The 26,146-nt window shown below is 59.9% G+C and carries 28 protein-coding genes; 13 read left to right on the top strand and 15 right to left on the bottom strand.

From position 1 onward, the window contains the following. Positions 1–11: 11 nt before the first annotated feature. The 3 genes from lapG to GBC55_RS03930 all read right to left on the bottom strand — a co-directional run bounded on the left by lapG (position 12) and on the right by GBC55_RS03930 (position 1,800). Positions 12–719 carry a cysteine protease LapG gene (lapG, locus tag GBC55_RS03940; RefSeq protein WP_162436859.1) on the bottom strand — a complete coding sequence of 236 codons (708 nt, stop codon included), beginning with the start codon at positions 717–719 and terminating at the stop codon, positions 12–14. An 87-nt stretch (positions 720–806) separates the two neighbouring features. Then, complete coding sequence (locus GBC55_RS03935; protein ID WP_162436858.1) at positions 807–1,202, bottom strand: YbaN family protein; 396 nt, start codon at positions 1,200–1,202, stop codon at positions 807–809. A gap of 10 nt (positions 1,203–1,212) precedes the next feature. Then, a complete protein-coding gene (locus GBC55_RS03930; RefSeq protein WP_162436857.1) occupies positions 1,213–1,800 on the bottom strand; it encodes a YecA family protein in 588 nt (195 codons plus the stop codon). 384 nt (positions 1,801–2,184) lie between these two features. Here GBC55_RS03930 and recQ point away from each other — a divergent pair, with 384 nt between their 5' ends. The 3 genes from recQ to GBC55_RS03915 all read left to right on the top strand — a co-directional run bounded on the left by recQ (position 2,185) and on the right by GBC55_RS03915 (position 6,787). Further along, positions 2,185–4,311, top strand: coding sequence for a DNA helicase RecQ (gene recQ / locus GBC55_RS03925; protein ID WP_162436856.1), 2,127 nt, complete (start codon positions 2,185–2,187; stop codon positions 4,309–4,311). Between the two features lie 119 nt (positions 4,312–4,430). After that, complete coding sequence (locus GBC55_RS03920; protein ID WP_162436855.1) at positions 4,431–4,865, top strand: MarR family transcriptional regulator; 435 nt, start codon at positions 4,431–4,433, stop codon at positions 4,863–4,865. 128 nt (positions 4,866–4,993) lie between these two features. Beyond that, positions 4,994–6,787: a FimV/HubP family polar landmark protein gene (locus tag GBC55_RS03915; protein ID WP_162436854.1), complete on the top strand. Its 1,794-nt coding sequence runs from the start codon at positions 4,994–4,996 to the stop codon at positions 6,785–6,787. Between the two features lie 15 nt (positions 6,788–6,802). Here GBC55_RS03915 and GBC55_RS03910 read toward each other — a convergent pair whose 3' ends face one another. Next, positions 6,803–8,992, bottom strand: coding sequence for a patatin-like phospholipase family protein (locus GBC55_RS03910; RefSeq protein WP_162436853.1), 2,190 nt, complete (start codon positions 8,990–8,992; stop codon positions 6,803–6,805). A 72-nt stretch (positions 8,993–9,064) separates the two neighbouring features. On the opposite strand from GBC55_RS03910, the gene GBC55_RS03905 reads away from it, so the two are divergent. Beyond that, entirely contained in the window at positions 9,065–9,352 is a 288-nt protein-coding gene (locus tag GBC55_RS03905) for a SelT/SelW/SelH family protein (RefSeq protein WP_162436852.1), read from the top strand. Here GBC55_RS03905 and GBC55_RS03900 read toward each other — a convergent pair. Continuing rightward, positions 9,346–10,239, bottom strand: a complete 894-nt coding sequence (locus GBC55_RS03900) for a DMT family transporter (protein WP_162436851.1) — start codon at positions 10,237–10,239, stop codon at positions 9,346–9,348. The genes GBC55_RS03905 and GBC55_RS03900 overlap by 7 nt on opposite strands. Before the next feature lie 241 nt (positions 10,240–10,480). Continuing rightward, the gene (locus tag GBC55_RS03895; RefSeq protein ID WP_162436850.1) at positions 10,481–11,239 is read right to left on the bottom strand and encodes an AraC family transcriptional regulator; all 759 of its coding nucleotides are present in this window, start codon (positions 11,237–11,239) and stop codon (positions 10,481–10,483) included. Between the two features lie 135 nt (positions 11,240–11,374). On the opposite strand from GBC55_RS03895, the gene GBC55_RS03890 reads away from it, so the two are divergent. After that, positions 11,375–12,190, top strand: coding sequence for a UDP-2,3-diacylglucosamine diphosphatase (locus GBC55_RS03890; protein ID WP_162436849.1), 816 nt, complete (start codon positions 11,375–11,377; stop codon positions 12,188–12,190). 144 nt (positions 12,191–12,334) lie between these two features. Here the strand turns inward: GBC55_RS03890 and GBC55_RS03885 are convergent, their stop codons facing one another. Continuing rightward, positions 12,335–12,925 carry an HD domain-containing protein gene (locus tag GBC55_RS03885; RefSeq protein ID WP_162436848.1) on the bottom strand — a complete coding sequence of 197 codons (591 nt, stop codon included), beginning with the start codon at positions 12,923–12,925 and terminating at the stop codon, positions 12,335–12,337. Between the two features lie 28 nt (positions 12,926–12,953). Beyond that, complete coding sequence (locus GBC55_RS03880) at positions 12,954–13,265, bottom strand: DUF962 domain-containing protein (RefSeq protein ID WP_162436847.1); 312 nt, start codon at positions 13,263–13,265, stop codon at positions 12,954–12,956. A 161-nt stretch (positions 13,266–13,426) separates the two neighbouring features. On the opposite strand from GBC55_RS03880, the gene GBC55_RS03875 reads away from it, so the two are divergent. Continuing rightward, positions 13,427–14,488 carry an AraC family transcriptional regulator gene (locus tag GBC55_RS03875; protein ID WP_162436846.1) on the top strand — a complete coding sequence of 354 codons (1,062 nt, stop codon included), beginning with the start codon at positions 13,427–13,429 and terminating at the stop codon, positions 14,486–14,488. Here the strand turns inward: GBC55_RS03875 and GBC55_RS03870 are convergent. Beyond that, the gene (locus GBC55_RS03870) at positions 14,445–15,899 is read right to left on the bottom strand and encodes a TrkH family potassium uptake protein (protein WP_162436845.1); all 1,455 of its coding nucleotides are present in this window, start codon (positions 15,897–15,899) and stop codon (positions 14,445–14,447) included. The genes GBC55_RS03875 and GBC55_RS03870 overlap by 44 nt on opposite strands. Positions 15,900–16,021: 122 nt before the next feature. On the opposite strand from GBC55_RS03870, the gene GBC55_RS03865 reads away from it, so the two are divergent. After that, a complete protein-coding gene (locus tag GBC55_RS03865) occupies positions 16,022–16,585 on the top strand; it encodes an NAD(P)H nitroreductase (protein WP_162436844.1) in 564 nt (187 codons plus the stop codon). Positions 16,586–16,719: 134 nt separating this feature from the next. Here the strand turns inward: GBC55_RS03865 and GBC55_RS03860 are convergent, their stop codons facing one another. The 6 genes from GBC55_RS03860 to GBC55_RS03835 all read right to left on the bottom strand — a co-directional run bounded on the left by GBC55_RS03860 (position 16,720) and on the right by GBC55_RS03835 (position 21,151). After that, entirely contained in the window at positions 16,720–18,060 is a 1,341-nt protein-coding gene (locus GBC55_RS03860; RefSeq protein ID WP_162436843.1) for a HAMP domain-containing sensor histidine kinase, read from the bottom strand. Positions 18,061–18,301: 241 nt separating this feature from the next. Further along, the gene (locus tag GBC55_RS03855) at positions 18,302–18,751 is read right to left on the bottom strand and encodes an LTXXQ domain protein (RefSeq protein WP_162436842.1); all 450 of its coding nucleotides are present in this window, start codon (positions 18,749–18,751) and stop codon (positions 18,302–18,304) included. Positions 18,752–19,052: 301 nt separating this feature from the next. Next, positions 19,053–19,730 (bottom strand): response regulator transcription factor, encoded by a 678-nt coding sequence (locus GBC55_RS03850; protein ID WP_162436841.1) that lies wholly within the window; start codon positions 19,728–19,730, stop codon positions 19,053–19,055. Positions 19,731–19,737: 7 nt separating this feature from the next. Next, positions 19,738–20,142, bottom strand: a complete 405-nt coding sequence (locus tag GBC55_RS03845; RefSeq protein ID WP_162436840.1) for a translation initiation factor 2 — start codon at positions 20,140–20,142, stop codon at positions 19,738–19,740. 111 nt (positions 20,143–20,253) lie between these two features. Next, positions 20,254–20,553 (bottom strand): YciI family protein, encoded by a 300-nt coding sequence (locus GBC55_RS03840; RefSeq protein WP_162436839.1) that lies wholly within the window; start codon positions 20,551–20,553, stop codon positions 20,254–20,256. Between the two features lies 1 nt (position 20,554). After that, entirely contained in the window at positions 20,555–21,151 is a 597-nt protein-coding gene (locus tag GBC55_RS03835) for a septation protein A (RefSeq protein WP_162436838.1), read from the bottom strand. A gap of 87 nt (positions 21,152–21,238) precedes the next feature. On the opposite strand from GBC55_RS03835, the gene GBC55_RS03830 reads away from it, so the two are divergent. The 6 genes from GBC55_RS03830 to rluB all read left to right on the top strand — a co-directional run. After that, on the top strand, positions 21,239–22,102 hold the full coding sequence (locus tag GBC55_RS03830) for a PHP domain-containing protein (RefSeq protein ID WP_162436837.1): 864 nt from the start codon (positions 21,239–21,241) through the stop codon (positions 22,100–22,102). Between the two features lie 13 nt (positions 22,103–22,115). After that, positions 22,116–22,745, top strand: coding sequence for an L-threonylcarbamoyladenylate synthase (locus tag GBC55_RS03825; protein WP_162436952.1), 630 nt, complete (start codon positions 22,116–22,118; stop codon positions 22,743–22,745). A gap of 120 nt (positions 22,746–22,865) precedes the next feature. Beyond that, positions 22,866–23,564, top strand: a complete 699-nt coding sequence (locus GBC55_RS03820) for a ScpA family protein (RefSeq protein WP_178114280.1) — start codon at positions 22,866–22,868, stop codon at positions 23,562–23,564. Positions 23,565–23,575: 11 nt separating this feature from the next. Continuing rightward, on the top strand, positions 23,576–24,688 hold the full coding sequence (scpB, locus tag GBC55_RS03815) for an SMC-Scp complex subunit ScpB (protein ID WP_162436835.1): 1,113 nt from the start codon (positions 23,576–23,578) through the stop codon (positions 24,686–24,688). A gap of 145 nt (positions 24,689–24,833) precedes the next feature. Then, positions 24,834–25,025, top strand: a complete 192-nt coding sequence (locus tag GBC55_RS03810; protein WP_162436834.1) for a DUF1289 domain-containing protein — start codon at positions 24,834–24,836, stop codon at positions 25,023–25,025. A 157-nt stretch (positions 25,026–25,182) separates the two neighbouring features. Continuing rightward, a partial coding sequence (gene rluB / locus GBC55_RS03805; protein WP_247266854.1) for a 23S rRNA pseudouridine(2605) synthase RluB occupies positions 25,183–26,146 on the top strand: 964 nt, incomplete at its 3' end.

Genomic DNA, 26,146 nt, shown 5'->3' with positions numbered 1-26,146 from the left:
TGCGGTGATGACTAGCCGTCGCCCACGGCGAACCCTTCGGTTTGCATTTTTTTCAAGACGTCCTGCCAACGCGACAACTTCTTTGAGTCGCTGGAGCGTTTGCCGCCGTTTGCTCCGGGCAGGTACAGGCCTTCGGCGTTGAAGGCGTACACCGGCAACAGATCTTTGCGTTGAGAGGCGGGGCGGATTTCGCCGATCAGGTTGTCCAGCACCAACGGGGCGGCTGTGGGCGTGCTGTAGTACGTCAGCACCATGTGCGCCTGATTCTGAGTCAGGGCCTTGACGTAGGTGATGCGCAGTTTTTCGCTGGGTATGCCGAGTTCACGCAGGCTGAAGTACTTCGCCAGGGCGTAGTCCTCGCAATCGGCTTTGCCCTTGACCAGGGACTCGACGGGGGTGGCCCAGTAATCGGTCTGACCCCAGATGCGAGAGTCGTCCTGAAAGGTCAGCTGCTGATTGAAGAAGCGATTGACCGCGGTGAGCTGCTCGCGCTCGGATTGATTGCGTTCGCTCTGCAGCAACAGGCCCCAGGCCTCGATTCGTTTCTGCGCCGGACCGAGTGGGCCGTAGCGTGTATCGGCGGTTTGCAGAATCCGCGTGAAACTCCAGTCGGCAAAGACATTGCCCAGGCCTGCGAAAAGCAAACCTGTCAGCAGCAGCCATCCGCCGAACCGAAGTCGGAGCGTTGACCATCCTGGACTACGCCGGCGACGAGGCATATTAGGCGGCTCGGGTGCAGATGCGTGAAGTCTAGGCGGTGTTTTTAGCGGGGGAGGGTTGATCGTCGGCCTGTAAAGCAAAAGATCTCAGGACTTGTGCAGCGTTTTCTGCCGAAGAATATAGATCGTCACCAGCACTGCGCTGGTCAGCATGAAGCCGCGGGCCCAGGGCAGGGGCACCAGATAGCAGGAGAGCAGGATGCTCACCCACATCAGCCCGATGGCGTAGACCTTGCCTTTGAGCGGGATGCCGTTGCCGTCGAGGTAGTCGCGAATCCATGGCCCAAGCCGTGGGTGCTCCACCAGCCAATGGTAAAAGCGCGGCGAACTGCGGGCGAAACAGGCGGCTGCCAGCAGCAGGAAAGGCGTGGTGGGCAACACCGGCAGGAAAATCCCGATCACCCCCAACGCTACGCTGAGCCAGCCGATGGCCAGCAGCACGTAGCGCAACATCAGGGAGCGGTTGCCTATGGGGTTGTCCATAGGCAGAACCTTAGTGGTGACGTGGCTTGAGGATCGCCGGTTTTTCGTCTGGCGCCTGGCACAGCAGGTACAGCGCGGTCAGCGCTTCCGGGATCTGCACGATCATGTCGTCCATCAGGTTGGCGTCTTTGGCGATGTCTTCGAACTCGGGTTGTTCGTCGAACAGGCCCGAACCCACCATGATCGGCAGCAGCATCTCGCTGACTTCGTCTTCGGCGGTTTCGAACCAGGCCGCTTCGCGCAGGAACACGCCTTCCATGAAACCGATGCACCAGCCGCGCAGGTCGGAATCATCCGGGTCTTCGCCCAGGTCGAGCTCGCAAGGCAGTTCAAACTCTTCATCCGACGCCAACTGGCGAGCGATGTGAGCCTTGAGTGCGATCAGGGTGGATTCGATGGCTTCACGCTCGGTGTCGTCGGCGTAATGCGGCTCTTCGGCGAACAGCGCATCGATCCATTCACGGTCCGGCACGGTTTCGGAACAGATCGACAGGGCGGTGAGATAACCGTGGGCGGCCACGTAGTCCAGCGCCTCGTCATGCAGTTCATCGGCGTCGAGGAAGACTTGCAGGCGGGTAAGTTGCTCAGCGAAGGACATTAAAGGGCTACCTTGGGAATTAAACAGATGCGGGAATTCTAGGCCTTCTTGAGCAGTCAGGCCAGCCGCGCGGCATATTTGAACCCGATACGCACTGCCTATTCCTGCAGGAGCTGCCGCCGGCTGCGATCTTTTGATTTTGTTTTTTAGAGACAAGATCGAAAGTTTGTAGCCTGCGGGGGATCAGTGTTTGTCCTTATGTGTCTTCTCAGCGGCACCCTTTGAAGAGGAGGCGTCGGGTATACTCCCGCGTTTTGTGATGCCCTGCTGGCGTTGCGGCTGAGATGTGAAGCGTCATGCAATGCGCACTTACTATTCGTTGGTGCAGCCTGCGTGGTTCTGAACCAGCCTTGCGGGGATGTTTCGGTGATTTTTGGAGTTTTTATGCTCGAACAGGCTCAACGCGTCCTCAAGGACATCTTCGGCTACGACAGTTTCCGTGGCCGCCAGGGTGCAATCATTGAGCGCGTGGCCAACGGCGGTGACGCCTTGGTGCTGATGCCTACCGGTGGTGGCAAATCGTTGTGCTTCCAGGTGCCCGCGCTATTGCGTGAAGGCCTGGCGGTGGTGGTGTCGCCCCTGATCGCGCTGATGGACGATCAGGTGGCCACCCTCGAAGAGCTGGGCGTCGCTGCCGCTGCATTGAACTCGACCTTGAGCGCCGAGCAGCAACGAGACCTGGCCGCGCGTATCAAGCGTGGCGAAGTGAAGATGCTGTACCTCGCCCCCGAGCGCCTGGTTCAGCCGCGCATGCTGGCGTTTCTGCAAAGCCTCGAAATCTCCCTCTTCGCTATCGACGAAGCGCATTGCGTCTCCCAGTGGGGCCACGACTTCCGCCGTGAATACCTGCAACTGGGCCAGTTGGCGGAGCTGTTCCCCAACGTCCCGCGCATTGCACTGACCGCCACGGCCGACAAGCGCACCCGCGAAGAAATCGTCGATCGCCTGCACCTGCAGGATGCCGAGCGTTTCCTGTCGAGTTTCGACCGGCCCAATATTTTCTACCGCATCGTTCCCAAGGAGCAGCCGCGCAAGCAGTTGCTGGCGTTCCTTGCCGAGCGACGCAGCGATGCCGGAATCGTCTATTGCCTGTCGCGCAAGAAAGTTGACGAAGTCGCGGTGTTCCTCAGTGAACAGGGCTTCCCGGCACTGCCGTATCACGCTGGATTACCCAACGAAACCCGGTCCCATCACCAGAAGCGCTTCCTCAATGAAGAAGGGCTGATCATGGTGGCCACCGTGGCGTTCGGCATGGGCATCGACAAGCCTAACGTGCGCTTTGTCGCTCACCTGGACCTGCCGAAATCCCTGGAAGCCTATTATCAGGAAACCGGGCGGGGTGGCCGTGATGGCCTGCCGGCGGACGCCTGGATGGCGTACGGCCTGCAAGATGTGGTGATGCTCAAGCAGATGCTGCAGAACTCCGAAGGCGATGAGCGCCACAAACGCCTTGAACATCACAAGCTCGACGCCATGCTCTCGCTTTGCGAAGAAACCCGCTGCCGTCGTCAAACCTTGCTGGCCTACTTCGACGAAGACATGCCGGAGCCTTGCGGCCATTGCGACAACTGCGTCGATGGCGTGCAGACCTGGGACGCCACCGAGCCCGCCCGGCAGGCGCTCTCGGCCATCTACCGCACCGGCCAACGCTATGGCGTAGGGCATCTGGTGGATGTATTGCTGGGCAAGGACAACGAAAAGGTCCGCAGCTTTGGCCATCAGCATCTGTCGGTCTATGGGGTCGGCAAGGCGATGGGGGAGAGCGAATGGCGCTCCCTGTTCCGTCAGTTGGTGGCCCGAGGTCTGGCTGACATCGACCTCGAAGGTTACGGTGGCCTGCGTTTGAGTGACACGTGCCGGCCGTTGCTCAAGGGCGAAGTCACCCTGGAACTGCGCCGCGACCTCAAGCCGCAAACCACCGCGAAGAGCAGCAAGAGCCCGGCGAGCCAACTGGTTCGGGGCGAAGAGCGCGAGCAGTGGGAAGCGTTGCGCGCCCTGCGTCGCAAGCTCGCCGAAGAACATGGGGTGCCGCCGTACGTCATCTTCCCGGATTCGACCCTGCTCGAAATGCTGCGCAGCCAGCCGACCTCTCTGGCGGAAATGGCCAGGGTCAGTGGTGTGGGTGCACGCAAGCTGGAGCGTTACGGCGAGGCCTTCCTCGAAGTGCTCGGCGGCGAGGTCGAAGCGCCGAAAGTGGTGGCCGACGTGCGCCACGAGCTGATCACGCTGGCCCGTGCCGGCATGACTCCGATGCAGATCGCGGGCCAGCTGCAATGTTCGGAGAAGAACGTCTACACCATGCTCGCCGAGGCGATTGGCAAGCAGCAGTTGTCGCTGGAGCAAGCCCTGGACTTGCCCGAGGATTTGATGGGCGAAATCCAGGATGCTTTCCTGGACGGCGAAGGGGAGTTGCCGCCCGTCGCGGAAATTATCCCGCTGTTTACCGGGCGGGTACCTGAGGGCATTTTGTACTGTGTTCGGGCGGCACTTCAGTCAGAATTTGAAATTTAAATGACCCGTTACATTGATGTAACGATTCAGTACATAGCACCCCTTGCTTAGCGCCAACGGCCATGCTTAGCTGACTAATAATTAGGTTTTCTCTATTTCAGTCTAACCATGAGTTTTTTATGCCGTTAACCGACCAACACCGCTTTGGCATGCAATTAGCCCAAATGTCCCGAGGCTGGCGCGCCGAACTAGACCGTCGCCTTGCCGGCCTGGGGTTGTCCCAGGCACGCTGGCTGGTGCTATTGCACCTGGCTCGTTTCGAGGAAGCGCCTACTCAGCGTGAATTGGCGCAAAGCGTTGGCGTCGAAGGGCCAACCCTCGCTCGGCTCCTCGACAGTCTGGAAGGCCAGGGCCTGGTCCAGCGCCAATCGGTCCTGGAAGACCGTCGAGCGAAAAAAATCGTGCTCTGTGCCCCGGCCCGCCCGCTGATTGAACAAATTGAGACCATTGCCAACCAGCTGCGCCAGGAACTGTTCGATGGCGTCGACGAGGCGGATTTGAAGATTTGCATGCGCGTTCACGGACACATACTGGCCAACCTGGAAAAATCTTGAGGCATTGCCTCCCGCAGGATTTTTGAGATACCCCGTTCGGCAGACTATAAAGAACTACTAGGCAATATCGCGTTCGTACCGGATGTGCGAACGCGTACAGGTTGGTTCTGGTTATCTAAGGGATGCTCATGCTCGAGAGTTGGCACGTTGTAGTACGGTATTGCGCCAGACTGGTTTTGGTCGGTGTTGCTGTCAGTTACTCGGCATTGGCCCCCGCGCTGGGATTGGGTGACATCACCCTGCATTCGGCACTGAATCAGCCGTTGCGCGCAGACATCGCCCTGGTGGATGCCGCAGGACTGGAAGAAGGCGACTTGTCGGTCAGCCTGGCGACCGCGGATGAATTCAGTCGTGCCGGTATCGAGCGCGTGTTCTTTCTCAATGACCTGAAATTTACGCCGATCCTTCGTGGTAATCGCAGCGTGATCCGGGTCAGCTCCAACAAGGTAGTCAACGAACCTTTCCTGAATTTTCTGGTGCAGCTCAACCAACCCAACGGACGCGTGCTGCGCGAGTACACGGTGTTGATCGATCCGCCGGACGCTCCGGGAATTGTCCCGGTCATGGATGAGCCGGTGGCCAGCACGGCAAATTCCCCGTTTCCCAGTGTCAAACCTGCAACTGCAGCGCCTGCTGCGGCGAAAAAAACGGCGCCAGCACCCAAAGTCGAACCCGTTGCGGTAACCCCGGCAATTGATCTCGCCGCCGAGCAGTTAGCCGCCAGCGTGCTGCAGAATCAGCAACTCCAGGCGACCATCAGCGAGCTCAATACCAAAATTCAGGCCCAGGAGGAGCAGATCGCCGGCCAGAAAAAGCAGGTCACCGAGCTGCAAACCCGATTGGCAGAAATCAAGCAGGCGCCGCCAGTGGTGCCAGTCGCTGTGGCACCCGCTCCCGTCGTCGTGGAAGAGCCCGAGGCCAGTCGTTGGCCACTTGTTTTAGGGTTGCTGGTGTTGGCGGGATTGGTGGTCCTGTGGCTCTTTGTTCGGCGTCAACGTCAGCAGGCCGAGGTCTCTTCAGAGGCCTCGCCGGTTACGCCGTCTGGACATGAACCGGTACTGGATCAGGCTGCGGCACCAGTTGTCATGGCTACCATGCTGAAACCTGCCAGCGATCAGCAGGATGAAACCCCGGCGGGCGATGTGCTTGAAGGTGTGGGTATCTATCTGGCCTATGGACGATTTTCCGAGGCCGCGGGTTTGTTGCGCGAGGCGTTGGCCAAGGATCCACAGCGAAAGGACCTGGCCTTGCAATTGTTGGAGGTTCTGGGGAAACAAGGCGACGTCGCCGCCTATGAAGCTCAAGAAAACTACCTGCGTGACACCGGTGTCGACGAACAAACCCTTCAGGAAATTCGTGGTCGTCATCCCAAGCTGAACACTGTGGCGCCGATGGCTGCCGTAACCATGGCGACTGCACCGGTCATCGCGATTGCTACACCCACACCCGCGGCGCCGGTCGTAGCGCCCAACGATGACTTCCAGTTGAATCTCGACGATCTGTCGATGGACGCCAACTGGGATCTGATCAGTCCCTTCGACAACGCTCCATCCCCGGCGAAGCTCGCTGAAACGCCGCTTGCGGATGAGCCAGCGTTCACCTCCAACCTGCACGTCTTGCCCGATGTGTTCGAAATGCCTGATGAGCCGGCGCTGGACGACACGGAGCTTGAATGGAGCGCCGAACCGGATGCGCAATCGCTGGATGACGACTTTCTTGCCGCGTTCAGCGATCCCGACCAGTCCCTGGAGCTGGAGCCGCTTAGTCTTCAACCAGACAACGCCGGTAAGCTCGAACAGGCGCAGACCTGCATCGATGACGGCGACCTGGACAGTGCAATCGAGCTGTTGAACGAACTGCTCAAAGAGGGCGACGAACCGCTCAAGCAGACTGCCCGGAGCTTGTTGGCGGGTATCCGCTAAGGGGTTTTCAAAAGACTAAAACGTCTGCCCCAGATTCAGATAAACCGCCTGTTCATCCGCATCGTTGAAACCATAACTGAAATTCAGCGGCCCCAAGGGCGTGTCGAATCCGATGAACACGCTGGCCGCATTGATGTAGCCGCTGTCGAATTCATTGTCATTGTTCCACGCCCGACCACGCTCAAGCGAACCACCGACGTACAGCGGGAAGTCCAGCGGCAGGTAGGAACGTGGGGTCAGACGTCGGTAATAAACCCCGCGCATCAGGCTGATGTTCTGTCCCGAAATGGCGTCTTCTCTAAAGCCCGACAGTTGCCGCGCGCCGCCCAGCAGGAAGCTTGAGGTAACCACGTTGGCGTCGTTCAGCGTGCGCCCATAACGACCACCGACAATGAAGGTGTCCGGGCCGCTGCTCAGGGCTTTGTCCAGTTTGAATTCCCATTGCCGATATCGCTTGTCCGAGCCCAGCCCAGGCTCGTATTGACGGAACGCCAGGCCGATGTCTTCGCCTTCGTGAGGGAAGTAGACGTTGTCCAGTGAATCGAACGAGTACTTGAGCTCATAGAACCCCTCATTGAAACTTTCGCTCGGCAAGTTCTGATCGCCAATGCGCACGTCCGCCTCGCCCCAGGCTTCGCCGACACCGAAACGCACCTCGCCGCTGTTGCCGATTTGGCGACCGACGTTCAGGCCGAAGCCGTAGCGCTCAACGCGATATTGCGCGATAGGGTCGTTTTCGAGGATAGCCTCGACGTTCTGCGCATCGAAGGCGGCATAGGGCGCGATGAAGTACCGCGAACCGACATCCAGCGGCTGATAGAACTCGCTGTAGAGTTCCTGCCGGTCACCGATCTGCACGCGGGTCAGCCATTCGGCACCCAGGCGGTTGATACCGTTGACCCGATAGCTGGCACCCAGGTTAAACGCACTGTCGCCCCGCATGTCGTCCGAAAGATTCAGGCCGACGCGTAAATAATCCGTACCACTGCGCTTGCCCCGGGCGCTGATGATCAGCGTATGGTCCTTGCCCTTGTGAGCGACGCGATACTGTACCTGCTCGAAGTAATCCAGCCCGTACAGCGTGCCCATGTCGGTTTGCAGGCGGCCCAAGTCCAAGGGTTCCCCGATGTGCTGGCGGATGTAGTAACGAATGACGTCGTCGCCGACTTTCGAATCGTTTTCGACCTTGATCGCGGTGATGATCGGTGTGCGCTGACTTGGCGCGCGCGCAGCGTTCAGTTCTTCATCCAGTGGCTGCGCCGGTTTGAGTTTTGTCAGGCGGGCATCGAGGATCCGCGTGGCGCGATAGCCGGCGTCGATCATTTCCTGAGCCCGGCCAAAGTCGGTGACGCCGAAGCTTGCCAGTGACGGCTGGATCAATATGTCGTCTTGATGCAGGGCGGCGAGTTGTTCTTCGGAGTTGCGGCGGGTCATCAGGGTGATGGACTGGTTCAAGACATCGACCACCGTGACCAGTTGTTTGCGATTACGCAGGGGCGTGCCGATGTCGACCACGATGGCAATGTCCACGCCCATTTCCCGGGCGACATCCAAGGGGATGTTGTCGGTCATCCCGCCATCCACCAACAAGCGGCCGTCCATTTCGACCGGTGCAAACACGGCCGGAATCGACATGCTGGCGCGAATTACCTGGGGCAGGTGACCCTTGCGGAATACCACTTTTTCACCGCTGGCGATGTCGGTCGCGACCGCCCGGAACGGAATCGGCAGCTTGTCGAAATCCCGGGTATCACTGGTGTGGGCCAGCAGACTTTCCAGGAGCAGGGCGAGGTTCTGACCCTGAATGACGCCCAGGGGCAGACCCAGACTGCCGTCGTCGCGAAAGCTCAGTTTCTGTTTGACGAGGAAGTCGCGATCATCCTGTTTGCGCCGGAACGGCACATCTTCCCGAGGTGGTGCATCGGACAGGGCTTGCTGCCAATCGATGTTCAGGGCGAGCTTCTCCAGCTCATCGATCTTGTATCCCGACGCATAAAGCCCGCCGACCACCGCCCCCATGCTGGTCCCGGCGATTGCATCGATCTGGATCCCTTGCTCCTCAAGCGCCTTGAGCACGCCGATATGCGCCAGGCCACGGGCGGCACCGCCGGACAACACCAGCCCGACTTTCGGTCGAGGCGTTTCAGCGGACTGAACGATCAAGGGCAGGAGGCAGAGCAGCAGGCAGGACAACAGATGGCGCATCATGAATCTCGGGACGAGCGAAAAAAGGCCGCTATTATAGCGGCGCCCTCTGACTCAGGAGTTTTCTCGATCATGACCGCAAGTAAACCGGAAATCATCATCACTTATTGCACGCAGTGTCAGTGGCTCCTGCGCGCCGCCTGGCTGGCGCAGGAACTGCTCAGTACCTTTGGCGATGACCTGGGAAAAGTGTCGCTGGTGCCCGGTACCGGTGGGGTCTTTCACATCTTCTGTGACGATGTACAGCTCTGGGAGCGCAAGGCCGACGGCGGTTTTCCCGAGGCCAAAGTATTGAAGCAGCGCGTCCGTGACCGGATTGATCCGGACCGCGATCTGGGCCACAACGATCGGACTCAGTGAGACGCGGCCTCTGCTGCGACGACCTTCTTGTTTGATCCGCCTGAAAGCCGGCTCGATACCACGATCGCCAAAATGATCAGCGCACCGCCGAACAGCATGCGCAGCGTCGGATTTTCATCGAACAGCAGCCATGCCACGGTAATGCCATAGACCGGCTCCAGGGCAAACACCACCGCAGCGGTGCGTGCCTTGATCACCGCGAGGCTGGCAACGAACAGGCTGTGAGCGACGCCTGTGCAGAACACCCCGAGCAGCCCGATCCACAGCCAGTCCAGGACGCGGACTTCGCTCAATTGCGGTGCCGCAACCGGCAGCAGGCACAGCGCGACCACCACGTTCTGACACAGGGCGGCCTGGACCGGCGGGATGCGCCCCGAGCTGGCGCGGTTGGTCAATGAAAGCAGGGCGAACAGCAAGCCGGACGCGATGGCCCACAACAGGCCTGTGGTAGCTCCGCTGGCCAGATCGAAGTCAGGCGTGACCAACACCAGTCCGACACTCACCAGCACCACCAGCAGGATTTCGTTGGCGCGAATGCGTTCGCGGAAAATCAGTCCTTCGAGGATCACCGTGAATGCCGGGAAGCTGGCGAAACCCAAGGTGGCAATCGCCACCCCGGCGACTTTCACGGCGATGAAAAAACTCACCCAGTGTCCGGCCAGCAACAAGCCGCTGAGCAGCAGTCGACGCCAGTCCACCGCTTGGAGTTTGCGCCACGGTGTATCACTGGCGAATCGAGCAAACACCGCCAGTGCCAGTACCGCGAAAGCCGCGCGACCGAAAACGATGACGGCGGGAGAGGCCGCGGCGAGTTTGCCGAACACACCGGTCAGGCCGAACATCAATGCGCCGATGTGCAGGGCGCCAAGGGCAGTACGGGGAGTCATTGCAAATCCTTGCTGAATTTTGAGCTACAAACTGAAACCTGTAGCAGCTGGCGGAGCCTGCGTTCGGCTGCGAAGCAGTCGTCGATTGCATATGAAATCTAATAGAAGACCGCGGAGTTTGATTTCACGACTGCTTCGCAGCCGAACGCAGGCTCCGCCAGCTGCTACAAGGGGCGGGCCGAGTCGCGTCAGTTGCTACATTAACTGTGCTTGCTTCACCGCGTCTGTCGCCAGACTCGCGTCATTTGTCGCCAGCCTCGCGTCGCAATGCCCCGGGCGAGGCGCCAAATTCCCTCAGCACCGCTGCCGCGAAGGCACTTTGAGAGCTGTAGCCAACCTGACTGGCGATCTCGCCAATGGGCAACGCCGACCCACGTAACAAGTCGACGGCCCGGTGCAGGCGTCGGCTGCGTATGTATTCCATCGGCGTCTGTCCGCATTCGGCAACAAACCGTGCATGCAACCGGGCGCTGGACAAACCGGCAACGCGGGCGAGGTCGGCCACTTGCAACGGGTAAGCCGCGTGCTGATCGATGTGTGCGTTCAGCGCAGCGTAGGGCAGACGCCGGCCACCTACGGTCTCGGGCCTGGCGTTATTGAGGCTGGCTAGCAACAGCACCGCGCCTTGTTGCGCGATCACCGGATCGTTGACCTGGCTTCCCGCCAGCCAGCTCACCAACTGACTCTGTCCCGCATCGAGTGGCAGGCGTCCGGCGTTGTCGAGTAGCCGCCGGCTGGCTTCGGCGTGTTCACCCAGGGACTGTGAAACCCATTGATCGCTCGGCACATCGAGCACCAGGCACCGACTGCCATTGGCGCTGCCGCAGGCATGGTGAAAGCCCGACGGCACCACCACAAAACTCTGCTGGACCACCTGACTGCCATGCCCGCCAACTTCGAAATCCAGCGCGCCCGACAGGCCGAACACCAGTTGCGCGTGGTCGTGGCTGTGGACAATCAGGTCTTCTGTGTAGTGGCGTAGCGTGAGGATCGGTCTCATCGCAGGTCTCCCGGGCAAGGTTGTCAGTCTACACCGAGGTCACTGCAGCGCGCTGTCACAGGACTGACGCGCACCTGTCATGGACGGTTCACCCGGCCGGCGCACAGTTGCAAAAACAATCGCAGAGGGTTGCCCATGACCAGCGCAGAGTTCGTCAAACCCAGTGGCAAGCAGCGTGTGCGTACCTTGTGGATTTCCGACGTGCACCTGGGTACCCGGGATTGCCAGGCCGAGCACTTGTCGCAGTTTCTCAAGCGCTACCACACGGACAAAATCTACCTGGTCGGTGACATCATCGATGGCTGGAAACTGCGCGGCGGCATGTATTGGCCTCAGGCGCACACCAATGTGATTCGACGGTTGCTGACGATGAGCAAGCGCGGCACCGAAGTGATCTACGTCACCGGTAATCACGACGAGTTCCTGCGCCGGTATTCCAAGCTGATCCTGGGCAACATCCATCTGGTGGACGAGGCGGTGCACGTCACGGCCGACGGTCGACATCTGTTGGTGATCCACGGTGATCAGTTCGATGTGATCACCCGCTATCACCGTTGGCTGGCCTTTCTCGGCGACTCGGCTTACGAATTCACCCTGACCCTCAACCGCTGGCTCAACCATTGGCGTGCACGTTACGGCTACGGGTATTGGTCGTTGTCGGCCTACCTCAAACACAAAGTTAAAACAGCGGTCAGCTTCATCAGCGACTTCGAAGAAGCCATCGCCCATGAGTGTGTGAAGCGCGAGTTGCACGGTGTGGTATGCGGGCACATCCACCATGCCGAGATCCGCAAGGTCGGCGGGGTGGATTACCTCAATTGCGGGGATTGGGTGGAGTCATGCACGGCGTTGATCGAGCATTGGGACGGGTCGATCGAGTTGTATCGGTTGGCGGACGCGCAGGCACGGGAGGCCGAGCTGAAGGCGGTGAAGATTTCAGAGCCAGCATAGCCTGATAAATATGCAGTGTCTGAAAGGGCTTCTTCGCGGGCAAGCCCGCTCCCACAGGTGTCTCGGGTGCTCTCGAGTTCTGTGCTTATCTCACTCACTGTGGGAGCGGGCTTGCCCGCGATGGGGCCGATCCTGCTGAATCAATCAGGCTGGCGCGTGCTCTTCCATGGCCGCCTTGTAGATCGAGTTCTTGGGCTGCGCAAACAGCCGCTCCAACATCGGTTCGAAGAAGCTCAATGGCAGCGTGTCATAAACCGGATCGAACGCTGCGGCATCGTATTTGGCACAAAACTCGATCGTCGCCTGATACTGCGGATGCTGGCTGAATTGCTCGCGTAAATGCCTGTCCATGCCCAAGTGGTGAAAGAAGTAATAGCCCTGGAAAATCCCGTGCTTCTCGACCATCCACAGGTTTTCCGGGCTGACAAATGGCTTGAGGATCGCCGCCGCGATGTCCGGATGATTGTAGGAACCCAACGTATCGCCAATGTCATGCAGCAACGCGCAGACCACATATTCCTCATCGCGGCCATCGCGCCAGGCGCGGCTGGCGGTTTGCAGGGAATGAGTCAGGCGATCCACAGGGAAGCCACCGAAATCACCCTCCAGCAACGTCAGGTGCGCCACGATCCGCTTCGGCAACTGCCGCGCGTAAGCACTGAAATCGGCGGCGATAATGGCCCAGTCTTCCTGAGTGCCGTCTTTCATGTGGGTGAAGCGGGCGTTGGCATTCATCGATTTTCCTCGTGTGACGGTTGTGCACCTAGAACGGCACGCGACCCAGGATCATGTCGCGGTACATGACGAAATCGCCGAACAGGCTGTAAAGCGGGTGTTGGAAGGTGGCAGGACGATTCTTCTCGAAAAAGAAATGCCCGGCCCAGGCGAAGCTGTAACCGGCCAGCGGAAGCGCCAACAAGAGCCACCACGCACCTTTAGCAATGGTCAGCGCCAGGATTAAAATAACCAGCGACGTACCGATGAAGTGCAATCGTCGGCAAGTACTGTCGCTGTGTTCGCTGAGGTAATACGGGTAGAACTCAGCGAAGCTGTTGAAACGCTTGGTGTTTTCCACGACTGCGATCTCTGTGGTTATTGTTCTGACGGCAAGTTGTTCTGCGGGTAGCTTATTTGAGTCTAGAGTGATCATTGGCATCAGCCAGTGACATTGGGCGCCACTTTAGTATCCTTCGGGAAATTTGCCGCGGTAGACGGCTCACCAAGACAGTAAACGCCATGAGCGAACGAACGACTTCTGCAAGCTGGGCGATGGGGATTGTCAAAGCGCTGGAGATGGACGGCCTGGATTGCCGGGTTCTGTTCAAGCAGCTAGGGCTCGACTACGCATCACTGAATGATCCGGATGCGCGCTTCCCTCAAGATTCCATGACACGACTGTGGCAGCGTGCGGTCGAGCTGTCCGGAAACCCGGCGATCGGCCTGAACATGGGCAAGGTGGTGCGACCGGCCTCCTTTCATGTCGCGGGCTACGCCTTGATGTCCAGCCAGACGCTTGTCGAGGGCTTTCAGCGGCTGGTGCGCTATCAGCGGATCATCGCGGAAAGTGCCGACTTGAGTTTTCGTCTGCTGGATGAGGGGTATGCGCTGATTCTGACGGTGCATGGCGACCATTTGCCGCCGACCCGGCAAAGTGCCGAAGCGTCACTGGCCTGTGCCTTGGGGCTGTGCAGCTGGCTTACCGGGCGCACCTTGCAACCGCGCAAAGTGATGTTTCAGGGGGCTCACCCCGTCAACCTTGAACCCTATAAACAGGCTTTCCACGCACCGCTGGTGTTCGACGCGCCGTATGACGCGCTGATCTTCGAGCGTGCCGACATGGAAGCGCCACTGCCGACCGCCAACGAGGCCATGGCGCTGTTGCATGACCGGTTTGCCGGCGAGTACCTGGCGCGCTTTTCGGAGAGCCGCGTGACCCACAAGGCGCGGCAGGTATTGTGCCGCTTGCTGCCGCAAGGCGAACCCAAGCGCGATGCCGTGGCGCAGACGCTGCACCTGTCGCAGCGAACCTTGCAGCGACGGCTGCAGGAAGAGGGCACCAGTTTTCAGACGCTGCTGGACGACACCCGGCGCGAGCTGGCCGAGCAGTACCTGGCGCAACCGACCATGACCCTTCTGGAAATTGCCTACCTGTTGGGATTCGCTGATCCGAGTAATTTTTTCCGCGCTTTTCGACGCTGGTTCGACGCCACTCCAGGCGAATACCGGGCGCGGCTGTCGGGCATGCCTGTGCCGGTCAGTGACGCCAAAACGCCGGTATACACAGAACGAACACCGTAATGATCTCGAGTCGGCCCAGCAGCATGCCGAACGACAGAATCCACTTGGCAGCGTCCGGCAGCGTCGCGAAATTGCCCGCAGGGCCAATGGTCTCGCCGAGCCCCGGGCCGACGCCTGACACGGTACTGGCCGCGCCGGTCAACGCCGTCATCCAGTCCACGCCGAGCAGCGACAGCAGCAGGGCGATCACGCAGATGGTGATGGCGAAGAAGAACGAAAAGGTCAGAATCGAACGCACGATCTCTTCGTCGAGACGGTGACCGTTGTACTTTTGCTTGATCACCGCACGTGGATGAATCAACTGGTTAAGGTTGGCCTTGAGCAGGATGTAGGCCACCTGGAAGCGGAAAATCTTGATCCCGCCGGCGGTCGATCCCGAGCAGCCACCGACAAAGCCCAAATAGAAGAACAACATCAACGAGAAATTACCCCAGAGGCTGTAATCCCCCAGCGCGAAACCCGTGGTGGTCACCACCGACGTCACGTTCAGCGCCACGTGCCGCAAGGCCTCCAGCCAGTGCAACTGAGTCGTCCACCAGTACCAGGTGCCGAGTACCAGCCAGGTCACCAGCAACATGCCGAGCAAGCCTTGGACCTGTTGATCTTTGATCAAGGCTCGACGGTTGCCGCGTAACGTGGCCACGTACAGGGTGAACGGCAGACTGCCAAGGATCATGATGACGATCGCTACCCAGTGCACCGCAGGTTGCGTCCAGTTGGCCAGTGATTTGTCGGAGGTCGAGAAGCCGCCGGTGGAGATCGCCGACATCGCGTGGTTGATCGCGTCGAACGGGCTCATTCCGGCCCACCAGAACGCCAGGCTGCCGAGAATGGTGATGCCGACGTAGGCCGCCACGATCAGGCGCGCCACCATATGCGAGCGGGGCATGACCTTTTCAGAACGGTCCGAAGACTCCGTCTGAAACAGGCGCATACCACCGATACGCAGTAGCGGAAGAATCGCAACCGCCATGCCGATAAAGCCGATACCGCCGATCCAGTGCAGCAATGAGCGCCACATCAGGATGCCGGGTGACATGGTGTCCAGGCCGTTGAGTACCGTCGCACCGGTGGCGGTGATCCCGGACATGCTCTCGAAGAACGAGTCGGTGTAACTGATGTGTTGGGTCAGCAGGAACGGCAGCGCGGCGAAGATGCACACCACCAGCCAGCTGCTGACCGTCAGCAGGTACATGTCCCGGGGCCGCAGGTGCACGTGTTCGGGACGACCGGGGATGACCAGGGCCAGGCCGGCGACAAACGTGATCATGCTGGCCCAGAGGAACGATGGCAGGTCGCTGGTGCGGTCAAAGATAAGCAGCGTGGCCATGGGCACGACCATGGCGATGGCCAGCGTGATCAGGAAGATGCCGATGATGAAACCAATTGTCCGTAAGGTCGGCAACGCCATGAAGTCCGCTCGGGCTGAAATAGGGAAGGGCGCCATTCTACCCGCGGGGCAGGGCATGTAAACCGGCATCCCCGCGGCACTTACCGCTAGAATAGCCAATCATTTTTTAAAGGAGGTGGCCGATGCAGGCTCTCGACGCGTTGCTCAACCGTGTTTCCGTTCCCCGATTGCTCGAGCCGGCACCGACCGCAGAGCAGCGTGAAGTGCTGTTTGCCGCCGCCATGCGTGCGCCGGACCATGGTCATTTGCAGCCGTGGCGCTTCCTGACCGTCGAAGGCGCAGCGCGCGAGCAAATGGGCGAGCTGCTGGCCGAGGCCGCGAAGCTGCAGGACAGTGAAGTGTCCGATGCTGCGTTGGACAAGGCGCGCAACGGTCCACTGCGTGCGCCGTTGGTGGTCGTGGTGATCGCGCGTTTGCAGGATCACGTCAAATACCCCAAGTCGGAGCAATTGCTGGCCGCGGGCTGTGCAGCCCACGGGATTCTGCTGGCGGCTTATGCCCAAGGAATCGGCGCGGTGTGGCGCACCGGTGAGCTGGCGTATTCGGCCCATGTGGCCAAAGGGTTGGGGCTGGCGGAAGGGGAGGAAGTGATCGCGTTTCTTTATCTGGGGACACCGCAGAAAGAACCGCGCACTGCGGAGAAAGTCGACCTCGCGGAATTTGTCAGCGCCTGGCCACGTCATTAAGGATCGTTCCCACGCTCTGCATGGGAATGCAACCCTGGACGCTCTGCGTCCCATTGGAACGCGGAGCGTTCCTTGAGGCAATCCCACGCGGAGCGTGGGAACGATCAAACGAGCGGGCCGCAGTTCACAAGAGCTCAGGGTTGTACCACCGCTCCCGGCACTAACGGTAATTCCAGGCTGGCGATGAACCCGCCTTGCGGATGATTGGCCAGCACCAGACTCCCGCCATGTCGCTCCGCCGCCCGCCGCGCAATCGCCAGGCCCAAACCGTGGCCTGCCGCTGTCTGTCCCGGCGCCCGATAAAACGGCTCACCCAATTGGCCCAGGTGTTCGACCTCGACACCCGGCCCATGGTCGCGAACGCTGATCACAATCCGCTCCCCCTGACGCGCTGCGTGCATTTCAATCGGCTGACCTGCCGGGTTGAAGCGCTGGGCGTTGCGCAGCAGATTGTCCACGGCGCGTTCGATCATCGTCGGCCAGCCTTTGAGGTTCAGCGGCGATTCGGCTTCCAAACGCACGGTCTGCTCCGGGGAACCGAGCTGGGCGTCTTTTTGCAGGGTGTGCAGCAGCGCATTGAGATCAATGTCTTCAGCGCTGGCGTTGTCGGCGTCAACTCGCGCCAATACCAGGATCTCGCTGATCAGGGCTTCGAGTCGGTCGCATTCGCGCGTCAGGCGCGGCCAGAGTTTTTCACGTTCTTCAGGGTTCGCCCGCTCGGCCAGTGCCAGGGCAATGCGCAGTCGAGCGAGCGGCGAGCGCAGTTCGTGGGAAACGTCACGCAACAATTGCCGCTGACTGCCGATCAGGCTTTGCAGGCGTGCGCCCATGCGGTTGAAGTCGTTGGCCAGCACGCCGAACTCGTCGCGACGATTGGCCAGTTTGACCAGGCTGTTTTGCTGGTACGTGGTTTGCCCGAGATCATGCACCGCGCCGCGCAGACGGCTGAGCGGACGCGTGATGGACAATGTCACGATCAGGCTGAACAAGGTCAGCACCACCAGCGCAATCCCCAGCGCACTCAATGGCCAGAGCAGGCTTTCGCGATGCCATGAATCGAGTTCCGGGTGCGGGATGCGGTAGATCAACAGGTAGGTATTGCCGGTTTTTTCGCTGGTGTATTCATCGGTCAGGCGACGCCACGGCAGACGGCGATCACCGTCGTTCTGGCGCGCTTCGAAGGCGGCCGCCCGGCGTGGAAACGTGCCGCGCACCACCGGATCACCGCTTTCGTTGAGCACTTGAACGTCGATGTGATACTGGCGTTTGCGCTGCTGGAGAATGTCCTGGGCCGCTTCCTCACCCTGAGCTTCGTAGGTTTGCGTCCACTGTTCTGCCAGGGTATTGAGCCCCGGGTGGCGACTGAGTATCCAGGCGTCCTGATTCAGCATGTGCCCCAGCAGAATGGAGAGACCTGCAACCAGGGCGATGGCCAGCCAGAAGCTGGCCAGAATACGCCAGAACAATGAGCGCACAGAAAATCCTCGAACAAACGCAGATCCCCTGTAGGAGCGAGCCTGTGTGGCGAGGGGATTTATCCCCGTTGGGCCGCGAAGAGGCCCTGTCATTCTTTCAGCCACGTCGAGCCGTCAGAATCTACGACTGCTTCGCAGCCGAGCGGGGATAAATCCCCTCGCCACACAGGCTCACTCCTACAAGGGTTTTGAATAGAGTCAGACCCAACGGCTGAGGCCGTTGGGTCCATGGGTCAGCTCATTATTGCGCTTTTTGCGGTTGTTGCGCTTTCCAGGCCTTGAACTCGGCCCATTCGGCGCGACGCTCTGCCTGTTTCTTCTGGATCTCGTCGAATTGCTTCACTTGATCCGGTTTCAGCAGGGCGCGTACGTCAGCCTCGGCTTTTTTGTGGTTGGCCGCCATTTCGTCTTTCATGGCTTTCTGGTCGGCTGGCGAGAGTTTCTCCAGGTACTTGTCGACCACTTGCTTACGCTCGTGCATCTGCTCGCCCATGATCTTGCGGATCTGCTCGCGCTGTTCGCGGGTCAGGTCCAGCTGGCTGTACGGGCCTTTGCCGTGTCTGTCATGCATCTGACCGCCGTGGCGCGGACCGTCCATCGGCCCACCCATCGGGCCTGTGCCTTCAGGCATCGCCATGGCAACGGTTGGCAGGGCGGTAGCGAACATCAGAGCGATAAGAGTCTTGCGCATGGTGAATCTCCTTGTCTCGTTCCCGGTACGTTCCGGATGAGTACAGATTACGGAGATCAAGGTAAGCGGCGGTCAGCGGAGCGTAAAGCTTGGGTAAAGACGGTTTCGGACTATCCTGACAAACCCCGAGTCTCCGATTGCTTTTTTTCGACGCATAACCTGTAGCAGCTGCCGAGCCTGCGAGGCTGCGTTCGAGTGCGCAGCGCTCGCCAGTTCGACGAATGCTGCGCATCCGAACGCAGCCTCGCAGGCTCGACAGCTGCTACAGGAAACAAACACAGCACCTGCAGGGGCGTGTGGTTTAGAGGCTGTAGTAGTAACCGCGGCTGCGCAGGGCAACGATGCGAGGGCGGCCGTCGGGGTGCGGGCCGATCTTTTTGCGCAGGTTGCTGACGTGCATGTCCAGGCTGCGGTCGTACAGAGTCAGCTTGCGACCGAGGGCGATTTGCGCCAGCTCCTGTTTGTCCAGCGGTTCGCCGGGCTGCTTGAGCAGGGCTTCAAGCAGGCGGCTTTCGGAGACGGTGAGGGTGAATTCCTGTTCATCGATGCTGACCACGCCACGCACCGGGCTGAAGCACAGGTCACCCAGCTCCACCTGGCTGGTCACGGCCACCGGATGGCTGCGGCGCAACACTGCGCGCAGGCGGGCGGTCAGCTCCCGAGGATCGCAGGGCTTGGCCAGATAATCGTCGGCGCCAAGTTCCAGGCCCAGGATGCGGTCCAGCGGTTCCCCGCGGGCTGACAGCATCAGCACTGGCAGGTCCGGGTGATCGCTACGCAGTTGCTTGAGCAATTCCAGGCCGCTGCCGTCCGGGAGCATCACGTCCAGCACCACAGCTGCCGGCGACGTTTCAGCCAACGCACGGCGGGCGCTCTGGCCGTCGTGGCAGGCACGGACCTGAAAGCCTTCCTGGCTCAGCCAACTGCCCAGGAGCTCACACAGTTCCTGGTCATCATCAATTAGTAACAACTCGCTCATGAATCACTCAATTTAACCATTGCCGACGTTTTCGACTTGCACCACTGGCGAAGATACCGCAGAGCAGTGCCAACAGTGCAACTCCCGCTCCCGTGACGAACCACTGTTGTTGATCGGTCAACAGACGCGGCTGCTGGGGGCTGGCCTGTGCTTCCTTGAGTTGCAGCTTGAGGCGCTGGTTCTCTTGGCGCAATCGGCTCAGTTGGGCGCTTTCGCGTTCGCCATCGTTACTTTGCAATTGTTTGCTCAGTACTTCTCGTTGCTGCTCGCTTGCCTGCAAACGTTGCTGCAGTTCGCTGATCTGGCTGCCGACACTCGGGGAAACGGGCGTCGAACCGGCGCTCTCTTCACCTTGAGCGGTGCCCACCAATGACAACGTTACCAATATCAGACACAACGGACCCTTGCGCATCGCGACTCCTGATTCCAATCGGGTTATTGGGCAAGTTGTCGGCAGGCAAACGGTAATAATGAGCGATTGAGAGCACGATGAACCCACAAAGGTTCATCGTGCAGGAGCGTATCAGGGCAGGACTTGCTTGAATGGCTTGACCGAAACGTTGGCGTACACGCCGGCGGCGATGTACGGGTCGGCGTCGGCCCAGGCCTGGGCGGCGCTCAGGGAATCGAACTCGGCAACGATCAGGCTGCCGGTGAAGCCCGCTGCGCCCGGATCATTGCTGTCGACCGCCGGGTGTGGGCCGGCCAATACGATACGGCCTTCGCCCTTGAGCTGTTGCAGGCGCTCGAGGTGCGCAGGCCGCGCGGCCAGGCGGGCTTCCAGGGAGTTGGCGACGTCTGTGGCAATGATTGCGTAAAGCATGTCAGTCCTCGGTTTTTGGCGTTGTGGTATCGGCGTCGTGCAGGTGGCGGGACAGGTAAATGCCCTGGCCGACCAGGAACAGTAAGGTCATGCCCAGGCTACCGAAGACCTTGAAGTCGACCCAGTAGCTCTGGAATGTGAAGGCGACGAACAGGTTGGCCGCACCGCAGAACAGGAAAAACGCGATCCAGGCAATGTTCAGACGGGTCCAGACCGGATCCGGCAGCGTCAGCGCGTGGCCCATGATGCGCTTGATCAACAGGCGGTCACCGATGAAGTGGCTGCCGATGAATGCCAGGGCGAACAGCCAGTTGACCACGGGCGCTTTCCATTTAAGGAAAGTCTCGCTGTGGAAGGCCAGGGTCAGGCTACCGAAGACCAGGCAGGCGATGAGGGTCAGCCACTGGCTCTTCTCCAGCTTGCGCTGAGTGATGAACAGCGCGCCGTACACCACCAGGGAGCTGATGATCAGCATCGCAGTGGCGCTGTAGATACCGCCTACAGTCAACTCATGGCCGGCGATGTCGACGACCCGTGGATCGAGTTTGTAGACGATGAAAAACAGGAGAAGCGGGATGAAATCGATGAATTGTTTCACAGTGGCAGCCAGAAGCAGGATGTGGCGGCATAATAACAAACATATGGGCGCGCGATAGCGCCAGCTGATTTGAGGTAATACATCCCCGTGAATGTTGATTTGCACTGCCATAGCACGGCCTCCGACGGCGCACTGGCGCCCGGGGTCCTGGTCGAGCGTGCGTTCGAGAAAGGCGTGCGAGTCCTGGCCTTGACCGATCACGACACCCTCGAAGGGCTCGATGAGGCCCGTACGACGGCAACGGCGCTGGGGATGCAGCTGGTCAACGGCGTCGAATTGTCCTGCACCTGGGGCGGTGCCACCATTCATGTGCTGGGCTACGGTTTCGATGTCAACGCGCCGTCGTTGGTCGAGGCCATCGCCAAACTGCACGATGGTCGCTGGCTACGGTCCGAAGAGATAAGCCGCAAGCTTGCGCTCAAGGGCATGCCCGGAGCGCTGGAAGGCGCGCGGGCCATTCAGCAGGAACTGGGTGACAGCGGCAATGCGCCGGCCCGTCCGCATTTCGCGGACTGGATGGTGCGCGAAGGTTTCGTCAAGGACCGCGCTGAAGCGTTCCGCAAATGGCTGGGTGCCGGCAAGCTGGGGGACGTCAAGCAACACTGGCCGACCCTGGAAGAGACCGTCGAAACCCTGCGGGCCGCGAAGGCCTGGGTGAGCCTGGCGCATCCCTGGCACTACGATTTCACTCGCAGCAAACGTCGTCGGCTGATTTCTGACTATATTCAAGCAGGGGGCCACGCAATCGAGGTGGTCAATGGCCATCAGCCTGCAGAGCAAGTGGGCAGTCTGGCGATTCTTGCCCGCGAGTTCGGTCTGCTGGTCAGTGCCGGCAGTGATTTTCATGGCCCTGGAGGCTGGTCCGAGATCGGTGAATATCGCCCGCTCCCGGAGGATCTGCCACCACTTTGGTGTCGATTCAAACATGACCCAATTATTGCCGCCGTCTGAACAGGTAGAGAATGTGAGTCAATTTTTCCAGATTCATCCGGAAAACCCGCAAGCGCGCCTGATCAAACAGGCTGTCGAGATCATCCGCAAAGGCGGGGTGGTGATTTATCCCACGGACTCGTCCTACGCCATTGGTTGCCAGATCGGCGACAAGAATGCCGTGGAGCGCGTGCGCCGGTTGAGACAGCTGGATGAAAAGCACAACTTTGCACTGATTTGCAGTGACCTGTCGCAGCTGGGCCTGTTCGCCAAGATCGATACCGGCACTTTCCGGTTGCTCAAGGCCCATCTACCAGGCCCCTATACCTTCATTCTCAACGCCACCCGCGAAGTCCCGCGGCTGTTGCTGCACCCGAAAAAACGCACCATCGGCCTGCGCGTACCGAGCCATCCGATTGCCCTGGCGTTGCTGGAAGAGCTGGGTGAGCCCCTGATGAGCGTGACGCTGATCATGCCGGGGGACACCGATCCGCTGACGGATCCTTACGAAATGCGGCAGTTGCTCGAACATCAGGTCGACCTGATCATCGACGGCGGTTTTGGCGGGATAAAGGCGTCCACGGTAATCAACCTCGCCGATGGCGAACCGGAAGTCATTCGTGTCGGTTGCGGCGACCCTGCGCCGTTCATGGCCGAGGCCTAGATGTCTGCAGTAGAACCCGTCGACAGTCAGGCCGGTGCCCAGCAAGAGCTGCCTTTCGCCATGGTCTATGGCCAGGCGGTCATGGAAATGCCGCTGGACCTGTACATTCCGCCTGATGCCCTGGAAGTCTTCCTCGAAGCGTTCGAAGGTCCGCTCGACCTGTTGCTGTACCTGATCCGCAAACAGAACATCAACATCCTCGACATCCCGGTGGCGGAAATTACCCGTCAGTACATGGGCTATGTCGAATTGATGCAGACGGTGCGCCTGGAGCTGGCCGCCGAGTATCTGGTGATGGCCGCGATGCTGGCCGAAATCAAATCGCGGATGCTGTTGCCCCGTGCAGAATCGATAGAAGCCGAAGAAGACGACCCGCGCGCCGAGCTGATCCGCCGCTTGCAGGAGTACGAGCGTTTCAAGGCGGCGGCTGAAGGCATTGATGGTCTCAGTCGGGTAGGTCGTGACGTTGTGGTGCCCAAGCTCGATGCCCCCGAGGCACGTGCGCGCAAGCTGGTGCCGGACGTGAGCCTGGAAGAATTGCTGATGTCCATGGCCGAGGTGCTGCGCCGTGGCGATATGTTCGAAAGTCACCAGGTCAGTCGTGAGGCGTTGTCCACGCGGGAACGCATGAGTGATGTGCTGGAGCGGCTCAAGGGCGGCGGTTTCGTGCCCTTCGTCGAGCTGTTCACTGCCGAAGAAGGGCGCCTGGGGGTAGTGGTGACCTTTATGGCGATCCTCGAATTGGTCAAGGAATCCCTGGTCGAGCTGGTTCAGAATGAGCCGTTCGCAGCAATCCACGTGCGGGCCCGAGCCGAATAACGAGTTGAATCATGAACCTGACTGAACCCCGCGAGCTGGCACCATTGCTTGAAGCCTTTCTGTTGGCCTCGGGAAAGCCGCAATCGCTTGAACGCCTGTTCGAACTCTTTGAAGAGGGTGAACGACCAGAACCGCCCGTCTTCAAGAAAGCGCTGACGATCCTGGCCAAGTCCTGTGACGGCCGCGCGTTCGAGCTGAAAGAGGTTGCCTCGGGCTATCGCTTGCAGATTCGCGAAAAATTCTCGCCATGGGTCGGCCGCTTGTGGGAAGAGCGCCCCCAGCGTTACTCCCGCGCCATGCTCGAAACCATGGCGCTCATCGCCTATCGCCAACCCATTACCCGGGGTGAAATCGAGGACGTGCGGGGCGTGGCGGTCAACAGTCACATCGTCAAGACGCTGCTTGAACGCGAGTGGATCCGCATCGTCGGCTACCGTGACGTGCCCGGAAAACCGGCGATGTTCGCGACCACCAAGGTGTTTCTCGATCACTTCAACCTGAAGAACCTCGACGATCTGCCGCCGCTGGCGGAACTGCGCGAGCTGGAACCGGACCCGGTGCTTGATTTCGACGATGCTCCGGTGCCCGCGAGTCTGCAGGCGTTGGCGGATGCCAGTGCCGAACAGGAAGAACCGAAGGAAGAAACCAGCTTCCATACGCTATTGCTGGAGCTGGACACCATGGAAGACGGGATCAAGACCGACTTCGATGACCTCCTGCGCGATGGGGCGGTGACTCAGGGCGAAGAGTTTCAGGATCAGCATGAGCCTGGGGTTGAAGTTGAAGTTGAACTTGAGGTTGAGGTTGAGGTTGAGGTTGAGGCTGAACCTTCGATTGAAGTTGAACTTGAGGCTGAGGCTGAACCTGCGATTGAAGTTGAACTTCAGACCGAGCCTGACGCCACACTTGAAGAGGAACAGGACGACGATGTGCTCGGCGTTGCCGAAGCTCGCGAAAAGCTATTGGCCGCGGTCGCTGCCCTTGACCCGCACAAGCCTGAGCCCGAGCCTGAGCCCGAGCCCGAGCCCGAGCCCGAGCCCGAGCCCGAGTTGAGCGACGAAGAAGCCGAAGCCCGCGCCCTGGCCGAAGCAATTGAAGCCGAACGCCGCGAGTTCGACGATTGACCCAAACCCTATGGGCAATGAAGATCCCTGTGGGAGCGGGCTTGCCCGCGAAGAGGGCGTGCCAGTCGACATTCTTGCTGCCTGACCCACCGCGATCGCGAGCAAGCTCGGCTCCCACAGGGAATTGTGTTGCCTGGAGAGTGTAATGAGCTCAACCAAAGACCCGTGCATCAGCATCTGCAAATTCACCGACGATATCTGCGTCGGCTGCGGTCGCAGCAAGCGCGAGATCAAAGCCTGGAAGAAACTCGACAAGGTCGACAAACGCTCGGTGCTCGCCGAAGCGGCACTGCGCTTGATCAAACTTGGCGTCACCGGTCGGCGGAAAAGCAAATAACCTTGCATCAATCAGCTAGTCTCTGATGCGCGAACGCTGTCATGAGCGTATGATTCGCGACCCTTCGGCGACTGCTTCGCCAAAGTACCCAGATTTACATCGCTTCAGGACGCTCAATTCAGGGCTTCCTGAACAGACCACACCGGGAGGTGCCCAGATGAGTATCAACGACCAGAAAGACGACCAGGAAATCGGCCCAGCAGGCGAAAAACTGCAGAAAGTCCTCGCCCGTATCGGCGTTGGCTCGCGCCGTGACGTAGAAGCCTGGATCAGCCACGGCCGCATCAAGGTCAATGGCAAAGACGCCACCCTCGGTCAGCGCGTCGACCTGCATGACGCCATCACCATCGATGGCAAGGTGATCAAGCGCGAAGAAGCCGCCGAGTCGGTACGCCGCGTGATCATGTACAACAAACCCGACGGTGAGATCTGCACCCGTAACGACCCGGAAGGCCGTCCAACCGTATTCGACAAGATGCCGCGCCCGAAAGAAGGCCGCTGGATCAACATCGGTCGCCTGGACATCAACACCACCGGTCTGCTCATGTTTACCACCGACGGTGAACTCGCCAACCGCCTGATGCACCCGTCCTACGAAATGGACCGTGAATACGCGGTGCGTGTTCGTGGTGAAGTCGATGACGAGATGATCGAGCGTTTGAAAGCGGGCGTCGTCCTCGAAGACGGTCCGGCCAAGTTCACCGACATCAAGCAGGCACCAGGAGGCGAAGGCTTCAACCACTGGTACCACTGCGTGGTGATGGAAGGTCGTAACCGCGAAGTTCGTCGTCTGTGGGAATCCCAGGGCCTGGTGGTCAGCCGCCTGAAGCGCGTGCGTTTCGGTCCGGTGTTCCTCAACTCCGATCTGCCGATGGGCCGCTGGCGCGAAATGAGCCAGTACGAAGTCGACATTTTGAGTGCTGAAGTGGGCTTGACCCCGGTGGCCATGCCGCAGATGAACGCCAAGAGCAAAGACAAGCTCGAGCGTATGCAGCGTAAATCGTCCCGTCCGATGGGCACTACCGAGCGCGTACGCACTCTGCGTCCTGCGGCAGGCGCACCGGCTGCCGGTCCGCGTCCAGCCCGTGAGCCGCATATCGAAGGCGAACGTCCTGCCCGCA

The sequence above is a fragment of the Pseudomonas sp. TNT3 genome, assembly GCF_010095445.2.
In the GTDB taxonomy this organism is placed as follows: Bacteria; Pseudomonadota; Gammaproteobacteria; order Pseudomonadales; family Pseudomonadaceae; genus Aquipseudomonas.
The sequence above is the reverse complement of the archived record's forward strand: the minus strand, read 5'-3'. Positions and strand labels throughout refer to the sequence as shown.